This is a genomic window from Streptomyces sp. Alt3, assembly GCF_030719215.1.
Classification (GTDB): Bacteria; Actinomycetota; Actinomycetes; order Streptomycetales; family Streptomycetaceae; genus Streptomyces; species Streptomyces glycanivorans.
Map to the genome: position 1 here is coordinate 5,406,740 of NZ_CP120983.1, position 24,710 is coordinate 5,431,449.

The 24,710-nt window shown below is 72.9% G+C and carries 17 protein-coding genes; 1 reads left to right on the forward strand and 16 read right to left on the reverse strand.

Annotated elements, in window-relative coordinates:
* Positions 1-26 precede the first annotated feature (26 nt).
* From P8A20_RS23795 to P8A20_RS23830, 8 genes are all read right to left on the reverse strand, one after another.
* Positions 27-992 carry an ABC transporter ATP-binding protein gene (locus tag P8A20_RS23795; RefSeq protein ID WP_306104225.1) on the reverse strand — a complete coding sequence of 322 codons (966 nt, stop codon included), beginning with the start codon at positions 990-992 and terminating at the stop codon, positions 27-29.
* Positions 989-3,760 carry an FtsX-like permease family protein gene (locus P8A20_RS23800; RefSeq protein ID WP_306104226.1) on the reverse strand — a complete coding sequence of 924 codons (2,772 nt, stop codon included), beginning with the start codon at positions 3,758-3,760 and terminating at the stop codon, positions 989-991. Before P8A20_RS23800 ends, P8A20_RS23795 begins: the two co-directional genes overlap by 4 nt.
* A gap of 1 nt (position 3,761) precedes the next feature.
* Entirely contained in the window at positions 3,762-7,088 is a 3,327-nt protein-coding gene (locus P8A20_RS23805) for an FtsX-like permease family protein (protein WP_306104227.1), read from the reverse strand.
* Between the two features lie 159 nt (positions 7,089-7,247).
* Entirely contained in the window at positions 7,248-7,652 is a 405-nt protein-coding gene (locus tag P8A20_RS23810; RefSeq protein WP_015577180.1) for a globin, read from the reverse strand.
* 84 nt (positions 7,653-7,736) lie between these two features.
* Positions 7,737-9,113, reverse strand: a complete 1,377-nt coding sequence (locus P8A20_RS23815; RefSeq protein ID WP_306104228.1) for an FHA domain-containing protein — start codon at positions 9,111-9,113, stop codon at positions 7,737-7,739.
* Positions 9,114-9,224: 111 nt separating this feature from the next.
* A complete protein-coding gene (locus P8A20_RS23820; RefSeq protein WP_147963461.1) occupies positions 9,225-10,586 on the reverse strand; it encodes a vWA domain-containing protein in 1,362 nt (453 codons plus the stop codon).
* Positions 10,587-10,855: 269 nt separating this feature from the next.
* Positions 10,856-12,253, reverse strand: a complete 1,398-nt coding sequence (locus tag P8A20_RS23825; protein ID WP_147963460.1) for a PP2C family protein-serine/threonine phosphatase — start codon at positions 12,251-12,253, stop codon at positions 10,856-10,858.
* 2 nt (positions 12,254-12,255) lie between these two features.
* On the reverse strand, positions 12,256-14,694 hold the full coding sequence (locus tag P8A20_RS23830; protein WP_445978184.1) for a serine/threonine-protein kinase: 2,439 nt from the start codon (positions 14,692-14,694) through the stop codon (positions 12,256-12,258).
* Between P8A20_RS23830 and P8A20_RS38935 the strand changes: the two genes are divergently transcribed.
* Positions 14,678-14,947 (forward strand): hypothetical protein, encoded by a 270-nt coding sequence (locus P8A20_RS38935; protein ID WP_445978185.1) that lies wholly within the window; start codon positions 14,678-14,680, stop codon positions 14,945-14,947. The two genes, P8A20_RS23830 and P8A20_RS38935, sit on opposite strands and share 17 nt — an antisense overlap.
* Before the next feature lie 34 nt (positions 14,948-14,981).
* Here P8A20_RS38935 and P8A20_RS23835 read toward each other — a convergent pair whose 3' ends face one another.
* The 8 genes from P8A20_RS23835 to P8A20_RS23870 form a co-directional block, all read right to left on the reverse strand.
* Positions 14,982-16,319 (reverse strand): coiled-coil domain-containing protein, encoded by a 1,338-nt coding sequence (locus P8A20_RS23835; protein WP_147963459.1) that lies wholly within the window; start codon positions 16,317-16,319, stop codon positions 14,982-14,984.
* A 47-nt stretch (positions 16,320-16,366) separates the two neighbouring features.
* Complete coding sequence (locus tag P8A20_RS23840) at positions 16,367-17,401, reverse strand: glutamate ABC transporter substrate-binding protein (protein ID WP_147963458.1); 1,035 nt, start codon at positions 17,399-17,401, stop codon at positions 16,367-16,369.
* A gap of 11 nt (positions 17,402-17,412) precedes the next feature.
* Positions 17,413-18,801 carry a GlnX family signal transduction membrane protein gene (locus P8A20_RS23845; RefSeq protein ID WP_306104230.1) on the reverse strand — a complete coding sequence of 463 codons (1,389 nt, stop codon included), beginning with the start codon at positions 18,799-18,801 and terminating at the stop codon, positions 17,413-17,415.
* Positions 18,802-19,102: 301 nt separating this feature from the next.
* Positions 19,103-20,071, reverse strand: a complete 969-nt coding sequence (locus tag P8A20_RS23850; RefSeq protein ID WP_147963456.1) for an N-acetylglucosamine kinase — start codon at positions 20,069-20,071, stop codon at positions 19,103-19,105.
* The gene (locus tag P8A20_RS23855) at positions 20,062-21,327 is read right to left on the reverse strand and encodes a 6-phospho-beta-glucosidase (RefSeq protein ID WP_306104231.1); all 1,266 of its coding nucleotides are present in this window, start codon (positions 21,325-21,327) and stop codon (positions 20,062-20,064) included. Before P8A20_RS23855 ends, P8A20_RS23850 begins: the two co-directional genes overlap by 10 nt.
* 5 nt (positions 21,328-21,332) lie before the next feature.
* The gene (locus tag P8A20_RS23860) at positions 21,333-22,235 is read right to left on the reverse strand and encodes a carbohydrate ABC transporter permease (RefSeq protein ID WP_147963454.1); all 903 of its coding nucleotides are present in this window, start codon (positions 22,233-22,235) and stop codon (positions 21,333-21,335) included.
* A 1-nt stretch (position 22,236) separates the two neighbouring features.
* Positions 22,237-23,235 (reverse strand): carbohydrate ABC transporter permease, encoded by a 999-nt coding sequence (locus P8A20_RS23865; RefSeq protein ID WP_306104232.1) that lies wholly within the window; start codon positions 23,233-23,235, stop codon positions 22,237-22,239.
* Between the two features lie 11 nt (positions 23,236-23,246).
* Positions 23,247-24,587, reverse strand: coding sequence for an ABC transporter substrate-binding protein (locus P8A20_RS23870; protein ID WP_306104233.1), 1,341 nt, complete (start codon positions 24,585-24,587; stop codon positions 23,247-23,249).
* Between the last annotated feature and the right edge of the window lie 123 nt (positions 24,588-24,710).

A 24,710-nucleotide genomic window follows, 5' to 3' on the forward strand; every position in this document is an offset into this window, starting at 1 on the left:
CCGGGCCCGGTCCTCCGCGGCCGGCTCTACTCCTTCGGCGCGTCCGGTGCGTCCGGCCACACCCCGATGTGGTCCTGCTCCAGCTCCAGCATCACCCGGTGCTCCATCCCCAGCGCCGCGGTGTAGTCGGCGGGCAGCTGGAGCCTGCCCGCCCGGTCGAGCATCGCGTACTCCCGCGCCACCTGGGACTCCTGCCCCGTCGCCGCGTCCACCTCGGTGCGCCGCAGGACCTCGGAGGACGTACGGCCGTCGCGGATCGCGACCGTGCGGCGTACCTCGCTCGCCACCGCCTGGTCGTGGGTGACGATCACGATCGTCGTGCCGAGCTCCTCGTTGGCCCGGCGGAACGCGGCGAACACCTGCTCGCCGGTCGCGGAGTCCAGCTCACCGGTCGGTTCGTCGGCGAGCAGCACCGAAGGGTTGTTGGCGAGGGCCACCGCGATCGCCACCCGCTGCTGCTGCCCGCCGGACATCTGGGCGGGCCGGCGGTCCCGGCAGTCCGCGACGTCCAGCATCGTGAGCAACGACTCGGCCCGCGCTGCCCGTTCGCGGTTGCGGCCGCCGCCGCGCAGCTGCATGGGGAGCGTGATGTTCTGGGCGGCGGTCAGATAAGACAGGAGGTTGCGGGAGGTCTGCTGCCAGACGAAACCGACGACGTCCCGGCGGTAGCGCAGCCGCTCCTTCTGCCCCATGGCCAGCAGGTCGCAGCCCGCCACCTTCGCCGACCCGGCCGTGGGCACGTCCAGACCCGCCAGGATGTTCATCAGCGTCGACTTCCCGCTGCCCGAGGCGCCCACCAGGGCCATCAACTCGCCCTCGGTGACCAGGAGGTCGAGCCCCTGGAGCGCCTGCACCTCCACACCGTCGGTGGAGAAGACGCGTACCAGCCGGTCGCAGGCGATCAGGGCGTCGTGCCCGTACGAAGGCCGGTCGCGGCGCGCGGTGGCCCGTTTCTCGAGTTCCGCCAGCGTGGTCTCTGTCGACGATGTCACCGGGTGTCTCCTGCCCTGAGTTCCTTGACCGAGCCACGGCGGCTCGCCCACCACGCCTGGACGCCGGCGACGGCGGCGGCGAGGACGACCACGCCGACCGCCGGAAGAACGAGCGACGGCAGGTCGGCCCTCAGCGAAGCGGTGTGCTGCGCCGAGGGGTCGCCGCCGGCCAGTGCCAGCGCCCCCAGATCGATCCCCGGCGCCAGCAGGACGATGGTCGCCCAGCCGACGAGGAGCCCACCGAACGCCGCCAGCAGCGCCTGGGGCATCGCCTCGGACGCGAGGAGGCGCCGCCCCTGCCGGGTGGTGAGCCCCATGGTGCGCAGCCGGGCCAGGAGCGTGGTGCGCTCCGGCGCGGACTGCAGCAGGGAGAGGAGCACGGCGAGCAGCGCGTAGCCCGCGCCCGCCACGACCGCCGCCCCGTAGATCCGTTCCCCGCCCGACTGCATCGGGGTGTCCGTGAACCTGGCGCGCTCCACCGACCGCAGTCGCACGCCGAACTCCGGTCCGGCCTCCCGCGCGGCGGCCCGCAACTGCCGCCTGTCGAGCGAGGAGCCGGTGACCAGCAACGTCGTGGTGCCCGGCTTCGCGAGCTTCCCCGCGTCGACGACCATGAACTCCGAGCCGGTCACCGCGGAGGTGCGCGGGAGCACCCCGGCGACCCGCACCGTGACGTCCCCCGCCTCCGACCGGACGGTGTGCGGCCGGTCGCCGAACCGCTCCGCCAGCGCGGGCGAGACCACCGCGGGAAGCACCCCGTCCTGCCCCGGCCCGCTCGTCAGGGAGGCGACGGGGAAGGCCGGCAGCCCGGTACCGATGGCCAGGCGCGCGTACGACTCCGGCTCCACGCCCACCAGTGTGGCGCGCTTCGTGTCCGACCGGACGTCCGCGGAGGGTGCCAGCGGGGTCCCGTACTCGATGCGTACGGGTGCGACGTCCTCCACCCCTGCGGTCTCCCGCACCTGCCGGAGGAAGCCGTCGGAGACCGGGGACAGCGCTCCCTCCCCGCTGATCCTGGCGTCCGCGCCGACCGCCCGCAGCGCCGCCTCGTCCCGGGCGTCCGCGACCCCCGCGAGCACCGAGCCGCCGAACGCAGCCGTGGTCAGGGCGATCAGCAGGGCCAGCAGGGGCAGGGTGCCGCTCGACGAGGCGCGGCCCGCGCGGGCCAGCGACAGGAATCCGACCGCTCCGCGCGTCCGGGCCACGGGGCGCGCCGCCAGCCGCAGCGGCAGCGGGTACAGCCGCACGAGGACGAGGGCGGCGATCAGCCCCACCAGGACGGGTGCGGAACTGACCAGCAGATCGGCGCCCGAGCCAGTCGACGTGCCGCGGCGGCGCAGTGCCGCGACGGCGCCGACCGCCAGGACGAGGACGGTCAGCTCGACCACCGTGCGGCGCCGGGAGGGTCTGGCGTGCGTCACGTCCTCGCGGGCACCGTGCAGCATCGGCCTGCGGTGGTGCAGGGCCGTGCGCAGCGGCAGCACCACGCAGACGAGGGTTGCGACCGCCGCGGCGCCGACCAGCGCCGGCAGGAACCGCGCCTCCCGGACGAGGAGGACGGCCGCCGCCAGCCCCAGCGCCGCCGCCGGAACGACGGACACCGCCGTCTCGGCCAGCAGCCGCCCGCCGATGCCCCGCAGGGACCCGCCACGGGACCGCATCAGGGCGATCTCGTGGTGGCGGCGGGTGCCGATCAGACCGCCCGTCATCAGCAGGACGACGGCGGCCACCGCCCCGATGCCCACGGCGGCGACGGTGACGACGGGCCCGATGGCGGCCCGCATCGAGGAGTAGGCGCCGAGGATCGCGTCGAGGTCGGTGGTGAGCGTGGTGTTCGGCCCGGCGATGTCGCGCAGCTCCAGCAGCCCCGGGCCGTTCTCGACGGCCGCGATGCCGCTCTCCAGCGCGGGCACGTCGGCCGCGGTCAGCCCCGTGGCGTCGGGGGCGAGCCGCCAGTACATCTCCGGCTCACCGGTCGTGGCGAGCAGGGCCGGGCCGGTGTCCTGGGCCAGAAGCAGCGTGGCCCGCCAGTAGAAGACCGGCGTCGGGGACCCGGGGTCCCTGACCAGGGACGGGGCCCGCAACAGCGGGTCGACCGCCCAGTAGCCGCTCTTCGGCTGCGACGGGGTGACGATGCCGGTGACGCGCACGGTCAGCGGCGTACCGGTCGTGGTGGGCACCGCGACGGTGGAGCCCGGCTCGATCTTCAGCTCGCCCGCCGTCTCCTCGGTGACGGCCGCCTCCACCTCGCGGGTGTCCAGCGTCACCGCGTCCCGGGCGACGGGCCAGCGCCCCGACCGCAGGGTGCTGTGCTCCGGCAGCGCCGAGGGCGCGGCATAGGTGAGCCGGGGCGGCACCGCGTCGGGGCGGGGCAGCCACGGCTCGTCCGCGACGAGGGGCTTCGTGGTGTGCACCCCGTACGAGGACGCGGGCACGTCCGCGCGCACCGGGGCGGGCAGCGCCCCGATCAGCTCACCCTGGGCCCAGGCCAGCACCTTCTCCCGCATCGCGGCCTCACGCACGGAAGGAGCCAGGCCGAGCGGGGGCGGCAGTGTCGTCACCTCGAGCACGCTCTGTCCCGGGGAGGCGGCCGTGATGTCGTGGCGCAGCGCCTTCGTCTCGTACGCGTCCACGGAGCGCGGGTAGGCGGCGGCGAGGAAGGCGGTCAGGAACACCAGGACGGCCAGGGCGGCGGAGACACCTGGGGCGGTGCGCAGCCGCGTACGCACCCAAGGGGCGCAGGCAGCCTGGATCTTGGCGGCGTTCATGTCAGTTGTCCCCCTGGTGGCGCAGCGACACCGTGGGATCGGCGCGGCGCAGTGTGAGCGCCGCGACGATCAGCAGCGGCAGGGCGGCGACCGAGGCGAGCAGGACCGCGACCTGGCCTGCCGGCAGCATCACCAGTACGTCCGGTACGGGCCGGGCGGCCTGCCCGGTCAGCACGACGAGCGGTACGACGGCCCTGGTGAGCACCGCCCCGAGGGCGAGGCCGATCAGCAGGGCCAGGGTGATCAGCACGCCCTGTTCGGCGGCCGCCATCCGGGCCAGCCGCCGGCGTGGGGTACCCAGCGCCCGCAACACCGCGAACTCGGCGGCCCGTTCGCGCTGCGAACCCACGAGCCCGACGGCGAAGCCGACCGCCGCGAGTGCCGCGGCCACCACGGCGACTGCCATCAGCGCCGCCTGCGGCCCGGCCCCCAGCGGGTCGTCCGCCAGTTCCCGCGCCACCTCGTCCCGCACCCGCACCTGCGCGGGATCCGTACCGGGCAGCGCCCGCAGTTCCGCCGCCACCTCCGCACCGTCGCCGGGTGCGGTGCTCAGCCACCACTCGGTGGGCGCGAGGGCGGCCCCCTCCCGGTGGGCGAGCACCTCCGACACCGCCCTGAGGTCCAGCAGCAGACTGCCGCCCGGCTTCGCGGACGCGTCCACCGAGGTGCCCCCGGGCGCCCCGGAGACCGCCCCCGGTCCGGTGGTCGGCAGCTCCCGCACGGACTTGACCAGAGTGACCCGGACCGTGTTGCCCGCCAGCGTGAGGTCGACCTCCTGGCCCGGCCTCGCGCCCGCGTACGTCAGATACGCGTCGGTGGCCACCGCCTTGAGTACGGGCGCCGCGGGGCGGACCGCGGTGACGCGGAGGGTGCTGACCGGGTCGCCGTAGTAGCCGCCCTCCGCGGGGGTGTAACCGGTTCCGTACCGGAAGGCCGGCGAGGCACCCGAGCCCGTCACCGCCCCCGGCGGCTCCGCGGCCTGCTCCTCCCCGGCCGCCGCCATGGTCGCCTTCGCCTGCCAGCGCACCCCGTCCGAGCCGGTGGCCGGCCGCTCGTCCCCGCCCGCGGTCACGCCCCTGAGCCCGGTCAGGGAGACCACGCGCGTCTCGGCGCGGCCCTCTGGCACGTCGCTGTCCAGCTCGAAGCCCGTCACCGCCAGTTCACCCGACGCCGACACGGGGAAGGACAGGCCGTGCGTACGGCCGTCGAGAGGGACGCTGCCCGCACCGACCCGGTACCCGAGGCCGTAACGGTCCTCCAACAGCACACTGACCAGGCCCGACGAACCTGACGGGGACTTCCCGCCGGGTGCCGAGGTGTCACGGATCCGCACGTCGAACAGCACCCGCTCGCTGCCCTCGGGCAGGACGACCCCGGTCCGCGCCGTGCTCCGCGGGGCGATCGCGTCGAACAGCCCCTGCGGCGGTGTGCCGGAGAGGTCCGCGCGCATCAGCATCCGCTCGTCCGCGTGCGCGGTGTCCAGGGCGAGCACCTCGGCCGTCCGGCCGCCGGACAGGTCCGCCGTCGTGCGGAACGCCGGTGCCGCCTCCCGTACACCCGGCAGATCCGAGTACGCCGCCGCCTTCGCCGGATCGCCGGACAGCGTGCCCACCATGCGCACCGACGCACCCGACCTGAAGTCCGCCTGGTCGCCCTGCGAACGGTCCCAGGACGCGCTCTGGCCGATGGCCAGCATGCCCATCGCGACCGACAGCACCAGCAGCAGCACCGGGCCCGCGCCGCGCAGCGGCCGGCGGCTGAACTGCCAGCCCGCCAGCGCCCCGGACAGCCCACGGCCGCCCGCCGCCCGACGCTCGGCGAGCCGGGCGGCAGGCGGGAGCAGACGCAGGGTCAGCACGGTGCCCGCGAGCAGCGCCAGTGCCGGAGCGGCGACGAGGAGCGGATCGATGCCCAGCTCGCCCTCGCGGTCGCCGCTGAGCACACCGCTGCCGGACGCCCCGGTCCGACGGTCCAGTTGCCAGTACGCCACACCGGCGATCAGCAGCAGCCCGACGTCGGCGCCCGCCCTCACCGGGGTGGGCAGCGCGGCCGCCCGGGCCCCGCGGCGTCCTCCCGCGCCCGCCGCCAGAGCGGGGGCGACGACGGCGAGCGCACAGGCCAGCGCGACGCCGCCGGCCACCAGCCAGACCGTGCCGTCCACCCCGCCGTCGAGCCGCAGCCCGATCCGGCCGAGCGCGCTCCGGTCCGCCAGCAGCCGGGTCAGCGGACCGGCGAGCAGCGGCGCGACGACCGCGGCGGGCACCGCGAGCAGCAGGGCCTCGACCGCGGCCAGTGCGGCGATCCGGCCCCTGGACCCGCCCCGGGCCCGCAGGAGTTCGGTCTCACCGCCGCGTTCGCTGCTCAGCAGCCGGGCCACCAGCAGCAGGGCGTACCCGGCGAGCAGGACCAGCTGCACGGCGACGATCATGATCGTCGAACGCGACACCAGCAGCGCCCGCTCGATCTGGTCGACGACGGTCGGCAGCGAGGTCCGTACGGTGGCCCCGTCCCCGAACACCGCCGAGGCGGACAGCTTCTTCGGCCCCTCCGTCGACGCCCGGTGCAGCGCCTCGGTCCGGCCCGTCGTCACCGTACGGAAGTCGGCGGAGGCCAGCCAGGACACCGCGCCTTCGGCCACCCGGCCCGAACCGAGGACGGCCGGATCGGCCAGCAGCGGGCCGTACGTGGTGAAGACGACCTTGCGGGCACCGCGCCCGCCGAGCGGGTCCAGCCGCCAGTACGGATCGTCCAGGTCGGACGCCTCGTAGAGACCGGTGATCTCGACCGGGAGCGGAGTCTCGCGCAGCCGGTCCGTGAGGGTGACGCGGGAACCCGGCTCCAGCTTCAGTGCCTCGGCGGCGGTACGCGGCAGCGCCACCTGCACCGGATCCTGCGCGCCCCCGGCCCCGGCGTCCGGCATGCTTCCCGCGACCAGACGGACCCGGCTGCGGTCGAGCGAGGCGAGATGCGTGAGGTCGGGCTGGCCGCGCCGCGCGGCGGGTGCCTGGAGTTCACGGGGCAGGGCGTAGGGCCCCGAACTCTCCAGCTTCCGCACGGTCACCGGCAGTCCGTCGAACGTGTCGCGGGCCGCACGGCGCACCGCCGAGTCGGCCTCCGCGCGCTCCTCGCGGTCCACGTCGGCGGAGACGAAGAGGGCGGCCTGTTCGGCGGAGCGGTGGGTGAGCGTGTGCCGCAGGGCGGCGTCGCCCATCGAACCGGAGAACGCGGTGAGCGCGGCCAGCACGCACGTGGTCAGCACGACGGCCAGAAGGGCGGCGGTGAGCAGGAGCCGGTGCGCACGCACCCGCAGAAGGACGAACCCCATCACCTGTATCCCCCGAACCTCAGTAGCCGTACGCCCCGCACGCCCCCCGGCGTGTAACGGATGCTTTCAGAGTGCACCGGTCGCTGGAAACCGCCTGTGGGCGCACCTTGATGGGATCGTGACCGTTATGCGGCTGTGGAGTACCGGATTCCGCACACAGGTTCAGTCCGCGGTGTTGACCATGGAGGCCGCGGCGTAGGTGAGGTAGTCCCACAACTGCCGCTCGTGCTCGGGGGAGAGACCGAGCTCGTCGAGCGCCACCCGCATGTGACCGAGCCAGGCGTCGTGCGCCGCCCTGTCCACCTGGAACGGGGCGTGCCGCATCCGCAGCCGAGGGTGCCCCCGCCGGTCGCTGTAGGTGCGCGGACCGCCCCAGTACTGCATCAGGAACAGCGCGAAGCGCTCCTCGGCCGGGCCCAGATCGGCTTCGGGATACATCGGCCGCAGCAGCGGGTCGTCGGCGACGCCCTGGTAGAAGCGGTGCACCAGGCGCCGGAACGTCTGCTCGCCGCCGACCTGCTCGTAGAAGGTCTGCTCCTGAAGCGTGTCGCGCGGAATCTCAGTCACCCGTCCATCGTCGCAGACGCACCGGCCGAGGACCGGGGTCCTAGGACCCCGGTCCGTACAGACGTGCGCCGCGCGGCCCGGAGGTCAGTCGCGGCGGACCGTGATCGTCGTCCAGGCCCCGACGTGCACCTGGTCGCCGTCCTGGAGCGGGACGGGGACGTACGGCTGGATCGGGTCCTCGGCGCCGTTGAGCGTGGTGCCGTTGGTGGAGTTCTGGTCGACGACGGCCCAGCCGCCGTCCGGCTGCTGCACCAGCACGGCGTGCTGGTGCGAGACGCCCGGGTCCTCCGGCGGTACTGCGAGGTCGATGTCGGGGGACTCACCGGTGCTGTGCCGGCGACGGCCGACGGTGATCTGGTTGCCGGTGAGCGCGAGGCGCTGCTCCGGTGAGTACGCGGGCAGGTTGAGCCCCGTCGCCTCGGGGCCGCTGCGCTGCATCATGGCCAGGAAGTAGTCACGGTCCGGCGCGATCACGGCGGTCCAGCTGCCCGGGCCCTGGTCCCGTCCGCCCTGGGCGGGGCCCTGGCCGGGGAACTGCTGCTGCGGCGGCTGGGGTGCCTGCGGCGACTGCGGACCCTGCGGAGCCTGCGTGCCCTGCTGGAAGGCGGCCGGCGGCGACTGCTGCTGCGAAGGCGGCGGCAGCATCCAGTCGTCGCCCCCACCCGTCCCCGGCGCCTGCGGCCGCTGTGGCGCGGGCGGCGCGGACTGCTGCTGGAACGACGGGGGCGGCGGCCCCTGCCGCTGGGGCTCGAACGGCGACGGCGGGCCGGACCGGCCGGGACCCTGCGGGCTCTGACCCTGGCCCTGGCCCTGCGGACCGGGACCCTGCTGACCCGGAAGCGGCGGACCCTGCTGGCCCGGACCCTGCTGACCCGGAAGCTGCTGGCCAGGCTGCCCTGGACCCGGCTGCCCCGGCCGGCCCTGCGGCTCGAACGGGGACGGCGACTGCTGCTGGAACGCCGGCGGGGGCGGCGGCCCCTGCTGGAAGGACGGCGGAGGCGGCGGCGGACCCGGGCGGCCGTCCTGCTCGGGCGAGAGCGGCTCGGCCGGCCGGTTCACCTGGGAAGGCCGGGAGCCCTGGTACTCGAACGGGTCCCGCTGCTGCTGCGGCGGTCCCTGCTGCGCCTGGAAGCCGGGCGGAAGGTTCAGTCCGGGCGGGGCGCCTGCCCCGCCCTGCGGAGCCAGCGGGGTGTACGACGTCGCCGTGTTCGTGAGGAAGTTCCAGCGGCACTCCTCGCAGTACGGAGCCATCGCCTCACGCGGGGTCCGGCACTGCGGGCAGAGTTCGGCCTGCGCGGTCGGCTCCCCGCCCTGCGGCGGGTAGCCGTAACCGCGCGCGGGCGGCGGGGGAGGCGGCGGCGGGACCGAGCCCGCGGGCGCGCCCGTCCCGGCCATGCGATGTCCGCAGACCTCGCACCAGTCCTCGGAACCCGACTGGTGTCCGTTCGGGCAGGTCGGCATGTCGGCGCTTCCCCCTCTCCTCGTCCGGCCCGGAGGCCGCCATGCTTGTCGGTGCGCCGTCCGGTGGGCCGGGGTGGCTCTTCGTACGGCTGTTTCGTGTGGTTCGTACCGCTACTTCTTGACGCGAACCGTCTTGGTCGAGCGCGTTTCGAGTGTCATCTCGTCCGCATCCGCGACCCTCGCTTTCAGTCGCACAGTACCGGTCGCCGCGTCGACGACGTCGACCACCTTCGAAAGCAGTTTCGCAGTATCCGCGTTTCCGGAGGCCGAAGCGAGCTGCACCGCACGGCCCAGTTTCGCCGTGGCGCCGTCGAAGTCGCCCGATTTACGCGCATCGAGTCCCTGCTGGATGACTTGCGCCAGTTCCGCCTGTCCTGTGTAGTGCGCGACCTGGGGGTTGATCGAGGTGGACGCGGCCATGTCGTCCGTCCACACCGCCCGTACGAGCCCCTGCGAAAGTGTCTGCGGGACACCGCCCGCAGAGGCGGGCGGCAGGATCAGCGAGACCCGGGCCGCCAGCATCTCCTGGCCGATGCCGGCCTCGGGAACCCTGACGCACACGTGGTAGTCCCGGGACTCGTCGCCCCAGGAGCCGGTCGGATAGTCACCGGCGCGCGGCCCCGCCCCGGTGCGGCGGCCGGTCAGGTCGGCGACCGTGGGCGCCACCTGCTTGACGAACACGATCTCGACGCCGACGGGCGTCCAGATCCGCAGTGCGACGTCCGCGACCTCCTTGCCCATCGCGTTCCCCATCATCTCGGTGAAGTCCGCGGCGAGCCCGGCCGGATCGGCCACGATGTCCGCCGTGCCGAGCAGGGCGGAGGCGATCGCTGTGACCTCTTTCACCTCCCAGTCCGTGCCCACGCCTCTCGCGTCACAGGTGAACCGGCCCGCACAGGAGTCCAGCGCGGCCCGCAGATCCTCCGGGGACTCGTGCTCGTTGCGCCCGTCCGTGAGGAGGATGCCGTGCCGGATGTCCACCTCCGCGGCCCCCAGGAGACGGTCGGCAAGCCGCAGCCAGGTCCCGATCGCGGTGCCCCCGCCGGCGCTGAGCCGCCGAAGGGCCTCCTTCGCCTGGGCCTTGGTCTCCGGACCGGCCGTCGCCAGCTGCCCGTTGCCCGGATACACGTCCTTGGCCGTGTGCGTCCCCGCGACGACCGCGAACCGGGTGCCGTCACGCAGGGTGTCGATGGCCGCAGCCGTCGCGTCACGCGCGTTACGCATCTTGGTCGGCGGATAGTCCATCGAGCCCGAGCAGTCGACCATGAGCACCACGGCGGCGGCCGGGGCCTGCCCCGGGACGCGAGCGGACGACCGCACCCCGTCGGTCAGTGGCACGCCGCCTGTCGTACCTCCGCCCGTGGAGGTGACGGTGACGATCGCATTGACGTCACGGCCGCCCTCGGGCAGGTATTCGTTCTGGTACACCTCGACGGAGAACTGCGGCACGTTGGACTTGGAGAAGTTGGCCATCTGATCGGCTCCTTGAGGCTCCACCTGTGTCGGACGAGGACAGTGGTGCGGACTGAATTCCAGGACGGATTTCCAGGACGGATTTCCAGGACGTGTGACGCGGAGGTGCGGGACACGAAAGCCGGACTCGGGACGGGAAGCGCGCGCACGAGGGGCGTCGGGACGAGGCGTCGCACAGGGCGTCGGGGCTGGGAGACGGGACAGGACGTCGGGACAGGGCGTCGGGACAGGGCGGAGCGCCGGCCGTACGCCGGCGGACCGGCCGCGGTTCAGGCGGATCCTGCCCCTGGCGCCGCCACGGCGAACGGCAGCAGCGCCACTGTTACGTTGTCGTGGCCCCCGCCGTCCAGCGCGTGACCGACCAGCACCTGGGCACCGTGCAGCGGCCGTTCGAACGCGTCGGCCGGCACGGCCGCGGCCATCTCCGCCGCGCCCTCCGCGTAGTTCCACAGGCCGTCGGTGCACACCACCACCAGACCGGACCGGTCCGGCTTGAACGACGCCGTGTGCGGCTCCAGCTCGTACGCGTCGGCGCCGAGCCACCCCGTGATGGCGTGGGCGCGCTCGTCGGCGTACGCCTCCGCCTCGTTCATCAGGCCGGCCGCCACCATCTGTGCCGCCCAGGAGTCGTCCTCCGTGAGGCGGGCCGGCGGGTGGGCGCGGTCCTCCGGGACCCAGTAGACGCGGCTGTCGCCGACCCAGCCGATGATCAGCAGACCGCCCGCCATGACCGCGCCGACCAGGGTGCACGCCGGGGCGTTCTGATGACGGTGCTGATCGTGCTCCAGAGCCTGACCGGGGTCCTGCGCGAGGGAGTTGACGGCCTCGGACGCCGCCACGATCGCGTCGTGCATGGCCTGCTGCGGATGCGTCCCGCGGGGCAGCGACTCCAGCAGCGACTCGTTGGCCGTGCTCGCCGCCGCGGCCGACGCCTCGTCCGGGCGGCTCGCCGACGAGACGCCGTCGCACACGATGGCGACGACGGCGGGGGAGCCGTCCGGCAGGGCGGTGGAGGACACCGCGAACGCGTCCTCGTTGCGGTGGTGGCGCAGACCGCGGTCGCTGACCGCCGCGACCGAATCGAGCTCCTGCTCCATGTGGTCGCGCTCACGGGGCTGGGCGTGGCCGCAGTTCTCGCAGTAGCCGTCGGTGTCCACATGGCCCGAGCGGCAGGCCACGCAGACCTTCGCACCGGCCACCGAGCCGTCGGCCGTGGCGTGTTCCACGGTGCGGGGGTCGGGCGCGGCCAGTTCGAAGTCGCCCGAGGGATCGTCCGGCCCACCAGGGCCGGGGGCCGCCTGGGCGTCACCGGGGGCGGGGGTCGCCCGGGCGTCCGGTCCGTCGAAGCGGACAGCCGCCCCGTCCGCGAGGGGCAGCGGCCTGCCGCCCGAGTCCACGCCCGGCAGATCGGCCGGGCGGTGCGTCGGCGCGGGCAGATCGGAGCTGTCCGTCTCGGAGGCACGCGGCCACTCCACCTGCCCGGCGGCGACCGGCGAGCCGACGCCCTGCGCCGGCACGGTGATGGCGACCGTCGGACGGTCACCGGGAGGCGCGGGCACGGCCGAGAGGTCGTACCCGCACGCACCGCAGAAGCGGTCGCCCGACTCCAGCGGTTCCTCGCAGCTGGGGCACCCCGGCAAGGAGGCCTGCTGGTGGCTCTGTGACATCTTCACACCCAGGTCCGGGGGCGGAGGCGGTTGGCCCGCTCCACCAGTTCGATCCTCTCGTCGCCCCGCTGCGCGAGCCGGGCGAGCATCCGGTACGAGCGTTCCAGACCTGACCTGAGGCCCCGCTCGTCCAGCTCGCTGCCCAGGACCGTCCCCGGCCCCGCGGCTGCGGGGGAGGACGGAGCCGCCGGCTGAGCCGTGGGACTACCGGAGAGTACCCAGTCAAGTGCCGTACCCAGTACCTCGGTCGACAACCGTTCGCGTCTCACCGCGTCCAGGCCGTATCCCTTCAGCGCGGTCACCTGGTCCGCTGCGGCGGACAGGTCGTGGATCAGCGGCTCCTGCGGGGCACGCCCGCGGAGTCTCGCCCGCACCGCGGCCACCCGGGCCGCCGTGTAGTGGATCGACGACTCCGGCACCGATTCGAGGGTGCGCACCGCCGCCGCCCGGTCCCCGGCGGCGATCTGCACCCGGGCCAGGCCGAACGCCGAGCTGACGAAGCTCGGATCCGTCGCCCACACCAGGCGGTAGTACTCCGCCGCGTTGTCCAGCTGCCCCAGTACCTCCGCGCACACCCCCAGCGCGAGCTTCGGCGCCGGCTCGCCGGGGAAGGCGTCGTAGACCGCGTCGAAGGACAGCGCGGCGTTCTCGTTGTCACCGGTCACCAGCGAGGTGACACCGCGGTACCAGACGACCCGCCAGTCGTCCGGGTGCTGCGCCTCCACCGCTGTCAGCGCCCGCACGGCGGAGTCGAGTTCGCGCATCTCCAGGCGGGCGCGCAGCTCCCGCAGCCGGGTCTCCAGCGAGGCGGCGGGCACGGAGTGCAGTGCGGAGATCAGCTCCGCGGGTGCCGAGGCCATCACCCCCGCGAGGAATCCGGCGTTGGGGTCGTTCGGGTCGACCCGGGGGACCGGCAGGGCCAGGGACGTCGCCCGCGCGTCGAACGCGGCGAGCCGGGGACCCGCGCCGGGGATCACGGACGGCAGCGCACCCGGGGCCGGGACCGCGGGGCGGGGCGCGGGGACGGACGCCCGCTGGACGTGGGCCACCGCGCCGCCCGGGGTCCCGCTTCCGGCACTTCCCCTGACATGGGTGTCGGGCGCGTACAGGGGCGCGGCACCCCCCGCCTGCGGGGCCGCGGCGGGGGGAGCGGGCGTCGCGGTCAGGGCAGGGGAGGGGAGGGCGGCCGCCGGAACGGATGACGCCCGGCGCCGGCCGAAGCGCCCTCCGCCGCCGGACGGATCCCTCCGGACGCCGAGCCGCGACACCTCCTCGGTCAGCTCCGCGAACAACTCCGTGTCCGTCACGCGCATCTCCACCCCGAACAGGGTCGAGAGCGCCGGGCGCGGACGTCCCGTCTGCAGCGCGATCACCTCCCGCAGCACACCCGTCAGCTGCTCCGCCATCTCCGCGGCCGAGGAGAACCGGCGGGCCGGGTCGGGGTCGGTGGCGCGCACGAGCAGCCGGTAGAACGACTCGTACCTCCGGAACACCTCGATGTTGTCCGGATCGGGCAGGGAGTCCACGAAGACGTTCGTGTACCCCTGGAAGTCGAAGGTCAGCACCGCGAGCGTCCGCGCGACCGTGTAGAGGTCCGAGGCCACCGACGGTCCGGCCTCGGCCACCTCGGGTGCCTGGTAGCCGACGGTGCCGTAGATGGCCGACTCGTCGTCGTCCATCCTGCGCACCGCGCCCATGTCGATGAGCTTGAGCTGGTCCTCGGTCTGGATCGCGTTGTCGACCTTGAAGTCGCAGTACAGCAGGTTGCGGCTGTGCAGATGGCCGAGCGCCTCCAGCGCCTCGATCCCGTACGCGCAGGCCTGCTCCACCGGCAGCGGGTCCCGCTTCCCGGCCGGTGTGCGGAGCTCGTTGGCGATCTCCTTGAGCGACTTCCCGCCGACGTACTCCATCACTATGTAGCCGTCGAGCGAACCCGTGCGCTGGTCGAGGTGTTCCACGAAGTTGTAGATGCGGACGATGTTGGAGTGCTCGATCTCCGCGAGGAAGCGCCGCTCGGAGATGGCCGCGGCCATCGCGTCCTGGTCCCCGGTGTCCAGCAGGCCCTTGAGGACGACCCAGCGGTCGGAGACCGCCCTGTCCACGGCCAGATAGACCCAGCCGAGCCCGCCGTGCGCCAGGCAGCCCGCCACCTCGTACTGCCCGTGCACGATGTCACCGCCGCGCAGCTTGGGCACGAAGGAGTAGGGGTGGCCGCACTTGGTGCAGAACCCCTCGGTACGGCCCGGCCGTTCGCCGCGGGCCCGGCCCACCGCCGCGCCGCAGTCGGAGCGCGAGCAGAACCGCTTCCGCTCGGGGACCTCCGGGTCCTCCATCACCGCGGTGTGCGGGTCGGGCCGCGGCACGTCGGGGACGAGCACCAGGCCGGCGCCCAGCCGGCCGCGCCCCGAGGCGGAGCCCGTCGAGGTGCCCGAGGAGCGCACCGAGACCGAGCGGGACGTGGGGCTTCCCGACAACGAGCGCGAGAGCCTCCCGGACACCGAGCGCCGAGAGGTCGACGAGCGGGACGAGGAACGCGCGGACGCCCGCGAACCCGTCCGCTGCGAGGCGCTGTCGCCGGTCCGGCCGCCGGCCGCGATGCCGGTGGGCGGCGAACTCACCATGCCCGTCGGCGACACGACCGGAGCGAGGCCGCAGGTGTCGCAGTACAGCTCCCCGCCGCCCATGTCCTCGTAGCTGCCCTCACAGGTGGGGCGCTGGCACTCCGTACTCATGATGTCTCCCCCTGTCCGTCGTGCCCGCCCGGACGGCGTTGTGTCAGCTGATCCGTGGCGGCCCGCTGGTAGCGCAGTACCGCCTGCCCGGCGACCCGCAGATCGCACGGGGCGCTCCACAGCATCCGCCGGGCCGCGTCGTACCGCTCGATCAGGAGCGGGTCCTCCGCCAGACCGTGCCGGACCACCTTCGCCCGGTACGCGTCCAGCCTGCCCCGCAGCTCCGCCCGGACCGCGAGCGGCTCGGTGACTGACGTCAGCGACTCCCGGGCGCGCAGCAGTTCGTCCTCCGCCTCCCGCTCCAGCGACTCCAGCAGCGGTGACAGCCGGTTCCACTGAGCGTGCCTGCGGTACGCCGACGCCGTCGCGAGTCGCTCCTGCAGCACGGTCGGGGGCCCGCTCACCGCGGGCACCTCGGAGGCGGCGATCTTCGCCAGCACCTCGCCGCGCGCCAACCGGGCCTCGGCGAGCGTGCGGTTCGCGCGCGACAGCAGGTCACGCACCTGGATCAGACGCTGCTCGGCGTCCTGCCGGACCGCCAGCACCGCCTCGATCTCACGGCGCACCTCCTCCAGGGCGCGGGCCGCGCGGTCGTAGCGCGTGGTGTCGGGCCGCCCTCCGCCGGGCGCGGCACTGCCGGGGCCCGGCACCCAGAACGCCAGCGGATCGGAGATCACCTGCGCCCGCAGCGCGGTCAGTTCCTCCGCGATCGACTCCAGGTCGTCGCCCGCCGGATGCTCCCCGGGCCGCACCCCGACGGAGTGCGCCAGCGAGCCGGTGCGGCGCAGCTCGGCGGCCAGCAGATCGATCCGGGCGGGCAGCGCCGACCACACGGAGTCCGACGCGAGGACCATGTCCAGCGCCTGGGCGTACAGCTCGTTCATCCGGGCGACCAGTTCCTCCAGCGTGAACCGCTCGGAGAGCCGGGCCGGACCGGTGAGCGAGGAACCCGGGCCGGCCACTCCCTGGTTTGCCACGGTCACACCGTCGCCGCGCAGCAGGTCGGTCAGGGCCACCAGGTCGCTCCTGCCGGGGTAGCGGCGCCTGGCCCGGATCTCACGGGCCGAGGCCAGCGTCCCGGCGTAGGTGTCGAAGTACTGCCAGAGCAGTGTGATCGACCGCTTGGTGGGTCCCCAGCGCTCCTTGGTGACACCGGACAGGGTGGCGCCCTCCAGGAGCCGGCGGCCGGCGTGTTCCTCCAGGGCGAGGAGCGAGGTCTCGATGGCCTCGTGCTCGGCACCGAGCCGGGCCAGCGTACGGTCCGCCTCGTCCCGGCCCATGACCGGGCCGGGGGGCCTCCCCGCGAAGCTGGGGAAGGAACCCGCGACGCCCATCGATCACCTCTCCGCTCGTTCCGCCGGGCCCGGGGGCCCGTGCAGGGTCAGTTGCTCCGGTACTTGGGCGCCGGAGGGCCCGTGATCCCGGGCAGCCCCGTCGCCAGCCACGCCCGGTACGACGTCATCCAGGGGCTGTCGGCACCGCCCCGGCGGTAATCCTCCAGCACATGGTTGACCCTGGCCACCAGGTCGTCCGCACCGAGCTTCGCGGCGACGCCGTAGTACTCCGTGGTGAAGGGCTTGTCGCCCTTCAGCTCCACGGCCGGGTCCTGGGCCGCCTGGCCCGCCGCCAGCGCGTTGTCCGTGACCACCGCGTCGACCTCGCCGAGCTGCAGCCGCACCAGGCAGTCCAGCTGGTTGGGCACGGTCAGCCGGTCCTCGTCCTGCCCGGTGCCGTCGTGCTCGTCCTCGAAGACCGCGCCGAAGGACTTCTCGTTCAGCGCGTCGAACGCCGTCGAACCCTCAGCCGTGCAGACCCGCTTGCCCTTCAGCGATTCGTTGTAGCCGTCGATCGTGGACGCCTTGGGCGCCAGGACCTGCTGGCCGGCCTGGAAGTAGGCCGTGGAGAACGCCACCTGGCCGATGCGCCTGCAGTTGATCGTCATCGTGCGGACGACGACGTCGACCTTGTCGTTCTCCAGCGCGGCGATGCGCTGGTTGGTGGGGATGGCACGGAAGATCACCGCGTCGCGGTCGCCGAGGATGTCCTCGGCGATCGCGTGCACGAGATCGATGTCGAAGCCTTCGAGCGTGCGGCTCTCAGGGTTGCGGTAACCCCACTGGAAGCTGTTCTGGTCGACGCCCGCTATCAGCTTCCCGCGCTTCCTGATCCTCTCGATGCTCGGCCCGTCCGCGTCCTCGGCCGGGAGGCTCGCCTCCGGGTCCTTGCACTCCTCCGCCTCGGCGGGCGCCGCCGGGGCGGCGCCGTGGCCGGCGCTCTGCCCGCCGAACGTCCCGTCGCCGTGCGCCAGCGGCAGCAGGGTGAGCGAGGCGGTGACGGCACAGGCGACCGCCATGCCCGTCACCCCGCCCCAGCCGCGCAGCCCGCCGCGTGTGGCCCGGCCCTTCGCCCTGGTCATCGCTCGTCCCCTCACCGGTACTCCGAGAGCCTGCGGTTGACCCCGACGATCACGGCCACCGCACCCAGTACGGCGAGGACGGCGGCCCCGAGGGGCAGCCCGCCCAGCGCCCCGCGCCCGTCCTGTGCCGCCGCGTCGAACTCGTCCTGTTCGTGGGCGAGTGCCCGCTCCAGCGCGTCGTCGACCTGCTCGAAGGACTCGCCCGTGGAGTCCTCGGGGCCGATGATCTGCCGCAGCGCACTGTCGTAGTCGCCCCGGTCGTCCGTCGCCCGGGCCTTCCCGTGGCGGTCCTGCCACGTGGACACACCGTCGATCGCGTCCTTCACCGGCTTGCTCCCACGGGCGTCGTCGGCGAGCTCCCGCGCCTTTTCGAGCTGCGCGCCGAGTTCCTTCATGCCCGTGCCGTAGTCGGTCTCGTACTGGTCCCGCGTGCCGTCCGGGGTGAGCACGGCACCTCGGGCGACCAGCGTGAGGTTCTCGTTCGCGCGTGCCTTCAGGGAGTTGATCCGTGCCTTGTTGAGGACGTCGAGCGACTCCTGGCCGTGCACCATCGCGCCCCGCAGCTCGGCCCTGGCCACCGTGTGCCCCACGGCCAGCCAGAGCAGGACCACCGTGGCCGCGGCCGTCGCCGCGAGCAGCCCGTGGTTGAAGACGCGGTTCGTCCTGCGGTAGTTGCGCCGCTGCATCCACACCAGCGCGCCCAGCGCGACGATCCCGGCCCCGAGGGACAGGAAGGGCAGCCGTCGTGCGTCGGCCGAGTCGGTGGCCAGCCGGCCCGTCTCCGCCGCGTACAACCGCTCGGCCGCCGGAAGCAGTTCGTTCGTCATCTTCTGGTTGGCGTACCGGAGGTAGGCGCCTCCGAGCGGCAGTCCCTGCCGGTTGTTGGCCCTGGCCCGCTCGATCAGGCCCGTGTAAACGGGGAGCAGCCGGCTCAGCGTCGTGATCTCGTCGTGCGACGTCGTCGAGGAGTCGGTGCTCGCCGCCGCGTCGATCAGCAGCCGGGAGGCCTCCCTGATGTCCGCGTCGTACTGCGCGAGCACGTCCGTGGGCTCCTGCGCACCCGCGAGGAAGCCGCTCGCGGCCATCGTGTCCGCGTCGGCCAGCGAACGGTAGATGCTCGCGGCGTCCGCGCTCAGCGGCTGGCTCCGGGTCACCACGTCGTCGGCGGACGAGGCCCTTCCGGCGATCTCCAGACAGGTGACGGCCCCGAACACCAGGACCAGCAGGGCCAGTACGGCACCGTAGATCTGCAGCCTGCCCGGTTCGGTCGTCGCCGCGGTGCGCAGCCGCGCGGCGGCCTCGGCCCCGGCACCACGGCGCGGCGCGGGTACGGTCACGGGCGCGGACGGCCGGTCCTGGCCGGGCTCCCGCAGCGCGGTCCCGCTCGGCGGGTATGTCACTTGACCTCCCCCTCGGTCACTGACGACGGCCCGGGCCCCCCGGCCGATCGGAGGACGACTGGTCCTGGCCAGAAGTATGACCCCCGGGGCCGCCGTCCATCCACCAGGAGTGCCCGGATCACGCGTCGTTGCCCGTATTCGACCAGGACGGGCGCAGACGTTCAAGGCGATTCGGCGGGGCGCCGGCTCCCCACGCCCCGATTCCCCCTCCATGAACACGTCCGGGAGTACCCGTCGGTTCCCCATGCACGCGAAGGGCGCCCCGTGCGGCACAGCCACGGGGCGCCCTTCGTCGCGGGCCTCAGACGTACTGCGCCCGCAGCCTGTCGTGCGTCTCCTGGGCGGCGCCGGTGCGGTCCAGACCCAGCAGCGCGGCACCCAGGACCGGCGGAGCCGACACCACCTGGATCACCGCCTTCGGGGCACGTACGGCGAGGAGCCCGGTGATCCGGTCGTCCAGCGCCGGGTGGCGGGCAGCCAGCACGCTGCCGCCCAGCACCACCGGCGTCTCCTCCTCCAGCAGGCCGAGCCGGGCCAGCGCGACCGAGACCATGGCCACGACCTCGTCCCCCTGCCGTTCGACCAGGCCCTGCGCGATCCGGTCGCCCGCCGCGCCGGTCGAGAACAGCACCGGGGTCAGCTCGTGCCGGCGCCCGAACGGGATGTGTCCCAGGTGCAGCGCCTCGATCAGCGCGTACACCGAGTCGAGCCCGAAGTGCCCCGGCAGGGTCCGGGCCAGCTCGGTCGGCTCACCGCGGCCGTCCTCGGCCCTCGCCGCGAACCACATCGCCTCCTCCGCGAGCCCCGAACCGCCGCCCCAGTCACCGGACATGCGGCCGATCGCGGGGAACCGGGCGGTGGCGCCGTCCGGCCCCATCCCGACGCAGTTGATCCCCGCGCCGCACACCACGGCCACCCCGCGGGGCTCGTCCACCCCCGCGCGCAGTATCGCGAAGGTGTCGTTGCGCACCTCGACCGTCCGGCCCCAGCCGCGGGCCACCAGCGCCTCGGCCAGCTCCCGCTCCTCGACCGGGAGATCGGCGTTGGCGAGGCAGGCCGACACATGCCCGACCCCCGTCACCCCGGCCTGCTCGAACGCGGCGAGCACGGCCGTTCCCAGCGCGTCCACGGCCACGTCGACCCCGACGACCGGCGGCTGGAACCCACCCCCGCGCGCACTGCCGAGAACCGTTCCGTCGGCGCCGATCACGGCCACGTCCGTCTTGCTGTTGCCCGCGTCGACCGCGAGCACATGTGCGGTCAGGCCCACGCCAGGTGCTCCCGGTTGTGCGCGATCAGCTTGTCGGTGAGCGCCTCGGCGTACTCGAACTGGCCGATCAGGGGGTGCGCCAGCAGCGCCTTGAACACACGGTCGCGGCCCCCGCGCAGCGCGGCGTCCAGGGCCAGGTCCTCGTAGGCGGTGACGTGCCCGATCAGCCCCGCGTACAGGGGGTCCAGCGCGGGGACGGCGAGCGGGGCGGCGCCCGTGCCGTCGACCCGGGCCTGGACCTCGATCACCGCGTCGTCCGGCAGGAACGGCAGCGTCCCCTTGTTGTACGTGTTGACCACCTGCACCGCGGAGCCGCCCCCGCCGAGCAGCGAGGACGCCAGGTCCACCGCGGCCTCCGAGTAGAAGGCCCCACCCCGCTTGCCGAGCAGCGCGGGCTTCTCGTCCAGGGCCGGGTCGCCGTACATCTCCAGGAGCTCCTTCTCCATCGCGGCCACCTCGGCGGCGCGGGACGGCTTCGTGCCGAGCTCCCTCACCACCTCGTCGTGCGCGTAGAAGTACCGCAGGTAGTACGAGGGGACGACACCGAGCCGGTCCACGATCTGCCGGGGCATGCGCAGGTCGCCGGCGATCGCGTCGCCGTGCTCCGCGAGCAGCTTCGGCAGGACGTCCTCGCCGTCCGGGCCGCCGAGACGCACCCCGAGCTCCCACGTCAGGTGGTTCAGCCCGACGTGGTCGAGGTGCACCTCACCGGGCGTCACGTCGAGCAGCGCGGCGAACTTGCGCTGGAACCCGATCGCCACGTTGCACAGGCCGACCGCCTTGTGCCCCGCCTGGAGCAGCGCCCTGGTCACGATCCCGACCGGGTTGGTGAAGTCGATGATCCACGCGTCGGGATTGGCGCGGCGGACCCGCTCGGCGATGTCGAGGACGACCGGCACCGTGCGCAGCGCCTTGGCCAGACCGCCCGCGCCGGTGGTCTCCTGGCCGATGCAGCCGCATTCGAGCGGCCAGGTCTCGTCCTGGTTGCGGGCGGCCTGCCCGCCGACGCGGAGCTGGAGCAGCACCGCGTCGGCGCCGGCGACCCCGGCGTCCAGGTCGGAGGTGGTGACGATCTTCCCGGGGTGGCCCTGCCTGGCGAAGATCCGCCGCGCCAGGCCGCCGACCAGCTCCAGCCGGTCGGCCGCCGGGTCGACGAGCACGAGCTCCTCCACCGGCAGGGTGTCCCGCAGCCGCGCGAAGCCGTCGATCAGTTCGGGGGTGTAGGTGGACCCGCCACCAACTACTGCGAGCTTCATGGTTCTCAGCCCTTTACTCCGGTGAGGGTGACGCCTTCTACGAAGGCCTTCTGTGCGAAGAAGAAGACGATGACGACCGGCGCCATGACGAGCAGGGTCGCGGCCATCGTCAGGTTCCAGTTGACCGCGTGGGCGCTCTTGAAGGACTCCAGGCCGTAGCTCAGGGTCCAGGCGCCCGGATTCTGCGCGGCGTAGATCTGCGGCCCGAAGTAGTCGTTCCAGCAGTAGAAGAACTGGAAGAGCGCCACGGCCGCGATCCCCGGCTTGGCCATCGGGACGACGATCCTGAGCAGGGTGCGGAGCTCACCGCACCCGTCGACCTTCGCCGACTCGATGTACTCCTGCGGAATGGTCAGCAGGAACTGCCGCAGCAGGAAGATCGAGTAGGCGTCGCCGAACGCCATCGGGATGATCAGCGGCCAGAGCGAGCCCGACAGGTGGAACTGCTGTGCCCACACCAGGTACATCGGGATGATGATGACCTGCGGCGGCAGCATCATCGTGGAGATGACGAGCATCATCGCCGTGCGCCGGCCACGGAAACGGAACTTGGCCAGGGCGTAGGCGACCGGCACCGACGAGCACACGGTGAACACGGTGCCCAGCAGCGCGTACATCAGCGAGTTGCGCCACCAGTCGAGGAACCCGGGTGTGTGGAAGACCGTCGAGTAGTTCGACCAGTTCCACGAGCCAGGCCACAGATCGCCGCTCATCGCCTGGTCGTCGCTCATCACCGACGTGAGGAACACGAAGACGAACGGCAGGACGAAGAACAGGGCGAGCGCGACGGCCACGGAGTGGACCGCGATCCAGTTCAGGATCCGCTTACGGCGGTGCCTGGCCGTGTCGGTGCCGCCCGGTCGGCCCGGCACGGCGGTGTCCGGCCTGGTCAGGGTGGTGGTGGTCATCTCAGTCCTCCGCCGGGATGAGGCCGACGCTCTTGCGCATCAGCAGAAGGGTCACGGCCATGGCGATGGCGAAGAGCACGAGGGAGAGGACGCACGCGGCGCCGGTGTTGAAGTTCTGGAAGCCCAGCGAGTAGACGAGCTGCGGGACCGTCAGGGTGGAGTGCTCCGGATACCCGGGCTGGATCACCGTGCCGGGGCCGATGGAGACGCCCGAGGCGAGCTTCCCCGCGACGAGGGCCTGTGTGTAGTACTGCATCGTCTGCACCACTCCGGTGACGACGGCGAAGAGCACGATCGGGATGATGGCGGGCCAGGTGACGTAACGGAACTTAGTCCAGGCGCCCGCGCCGTCCAGATCGGCGGCCTCGTACTGCTCCTTCGGGACGTCGAGCAGCGAGGCCATGAAGATGACCATCAGGTCGCCGATGCCCCACAGGGAGAGCAGGACCAGCGAGGGCTTCGACCAGTTCGGGTCGTTGAACCAGTTCGGCCCGTGCAGACCGATCCACGACAGCACCTCGTTGACCGGCCCGGTGGACGGGTTGAGGAGGAAGACGAAGGCGACCGTGGCCGCGACGGGCGGAGCCAGGTACGGGATGTAGAAGGCCGTACGGAACAGCCCCACACCCGTCTTGACCTTCGTGATGAGCAGGCCGATGCCGAGGCCGAAGACCACGCGCAGCGCGACCATCACGACGACCAGCCACAGCGTGTTCCACAGGGCCGGGCCGAACAGCGGCATCTGCTCCAGCACGTACCGCCAGTTCCGCAGCCCCACGAAGGTGGGCGCCTTGATCTGGTTGTAGTGCATGAACGAGAAGTAGACGGTCGCGATCAGCGGGTATCCGAAGAAGACCGAGAACCCGACGATCCAGGGCGAGAGAAATCCCAGGTTGCGCAGCCGCTCACGGTTCCGCTTGCGCCGCAGGGGGGAGTCGCGGGGGGCCGGATCGGTCGCCCGTCCGGCGGACTTCGCCGGGGTGGAGAGGGACAGTGCCATGACTCGGCTCCTCAGTTTTCCGACTGGAGGTTGTCGGCGTCGATCTGGTCGTCGAGGTCCTTCAGCGCGCGGTGCAGGTCCTTCGTCCTGCCCGCCTCGACGGACTGCGAGAAGCCGCCGAACGAGGTGATGTACTGACCGCCGTTGTTCGAGGGCGGAACGGCCTGGCTGTGCGGGTTCCGCGCGATCTCGATGAAGGTGCGGAACGCCGGATCCGCGTCCAGGCCGGGGGACTTCAGCGCCTCGAACGTGGACGGCACGTTGTGGATCGCGTTGGCGAAGTGCACGACCGGCTCCGTGTCGACCGTCAGGTACTTCACCAGCTCCCAGGCCGCGTTCTGGTGCATGCTGCTGTGCGCGATGCCGGCGACGGTGCCCGTCAGATAGCCGCGTCCGTAGGTGTCCGCCTGGTCGTCGGGGACCGGCAGCGGGGCGACCGCCCAGTCGAAGTCCGCCTTCGCCTCGTCGAGCATCAGCCCGCGCCACTCACCGTCCAGGTGCATGGCGAGCTTGCCGGTCAGGAAGCCGTTCTGCGACGACATCTCGTCACCGAAGCGGGCGCGCAGCCTCTCCATGGCCGCGTAGCCGCCCTGTGCGTCGGAGAGGTCGCGCATGGTGCTGAAGAAGTCCTCGGTCTTCGGCTCGTCGGCGAGCTTCGCCCTGCCCTCGCCGTCGAAGTACTCCGGTCCCCACTGCGCGAACATCCGGTCGGGGGAGTTCTGGTAGAGCTGGAAGTTCGGCATGAAGCCGGCGCGCTTCAGCGAGCCGTCCTTGTTCCTCAGCGTCAGCTTGACCGCGTCGGCCTTCATCTCCGACATGGTGCGCGGGGGCCGGGTGATCCCCGCCGCCTCGAAGGCGTCCTTGTTGTAGTACATGCCGAACGCGTCTGCGAGCAGAGGCGTCGCGCACTGGACGCCCTCGTACCGCGTGTAGTCCAGCAGCGTCTTCGGGAAGACCTTCGCCTTGTCGATCCCGCTCTTCCGCATGAAGGGGTCGAGATCCACCCACATACCGGACGAGCAGTACTGCCCGACGTTGTTGGTGGTGAAGGAGGTCACGACGTCGGGTGCGTCTCCGCCGCCCGCGCGCAGAGCCTGGTTGATCGTCTCGTCGCTCACGTTGCCGGTGGAGACGACGTCGATGTTCGGATGGAGCTTCTCGAAGCGGGCGATGTTCTCGTTGATCGCCTTGACCTCGCCGGGCGCCGACCAGCCGTGCCAGAACTTCAGCGTGACGGGCTTCGTGGGGTCGTCGGTGTTGCTGCCGGTACTCGGACTGGCGCAGCCGGACAGCAGCAGCGCGGCTGCGCCGAGCGCCAGGGGCACGCGGGTACGAAAGCGCCGTAGCGCCATAGCGGACTTCCTTTGCAGCGGTACTTCGCGGGGGACGGGGCGCCGCGGGGGCGGGGCGCCGGGTACGGGGGTGCCGTACGCGCCACCTGATACGGGCGGCGCGGTGCGGTGGCGGGTGGTTCA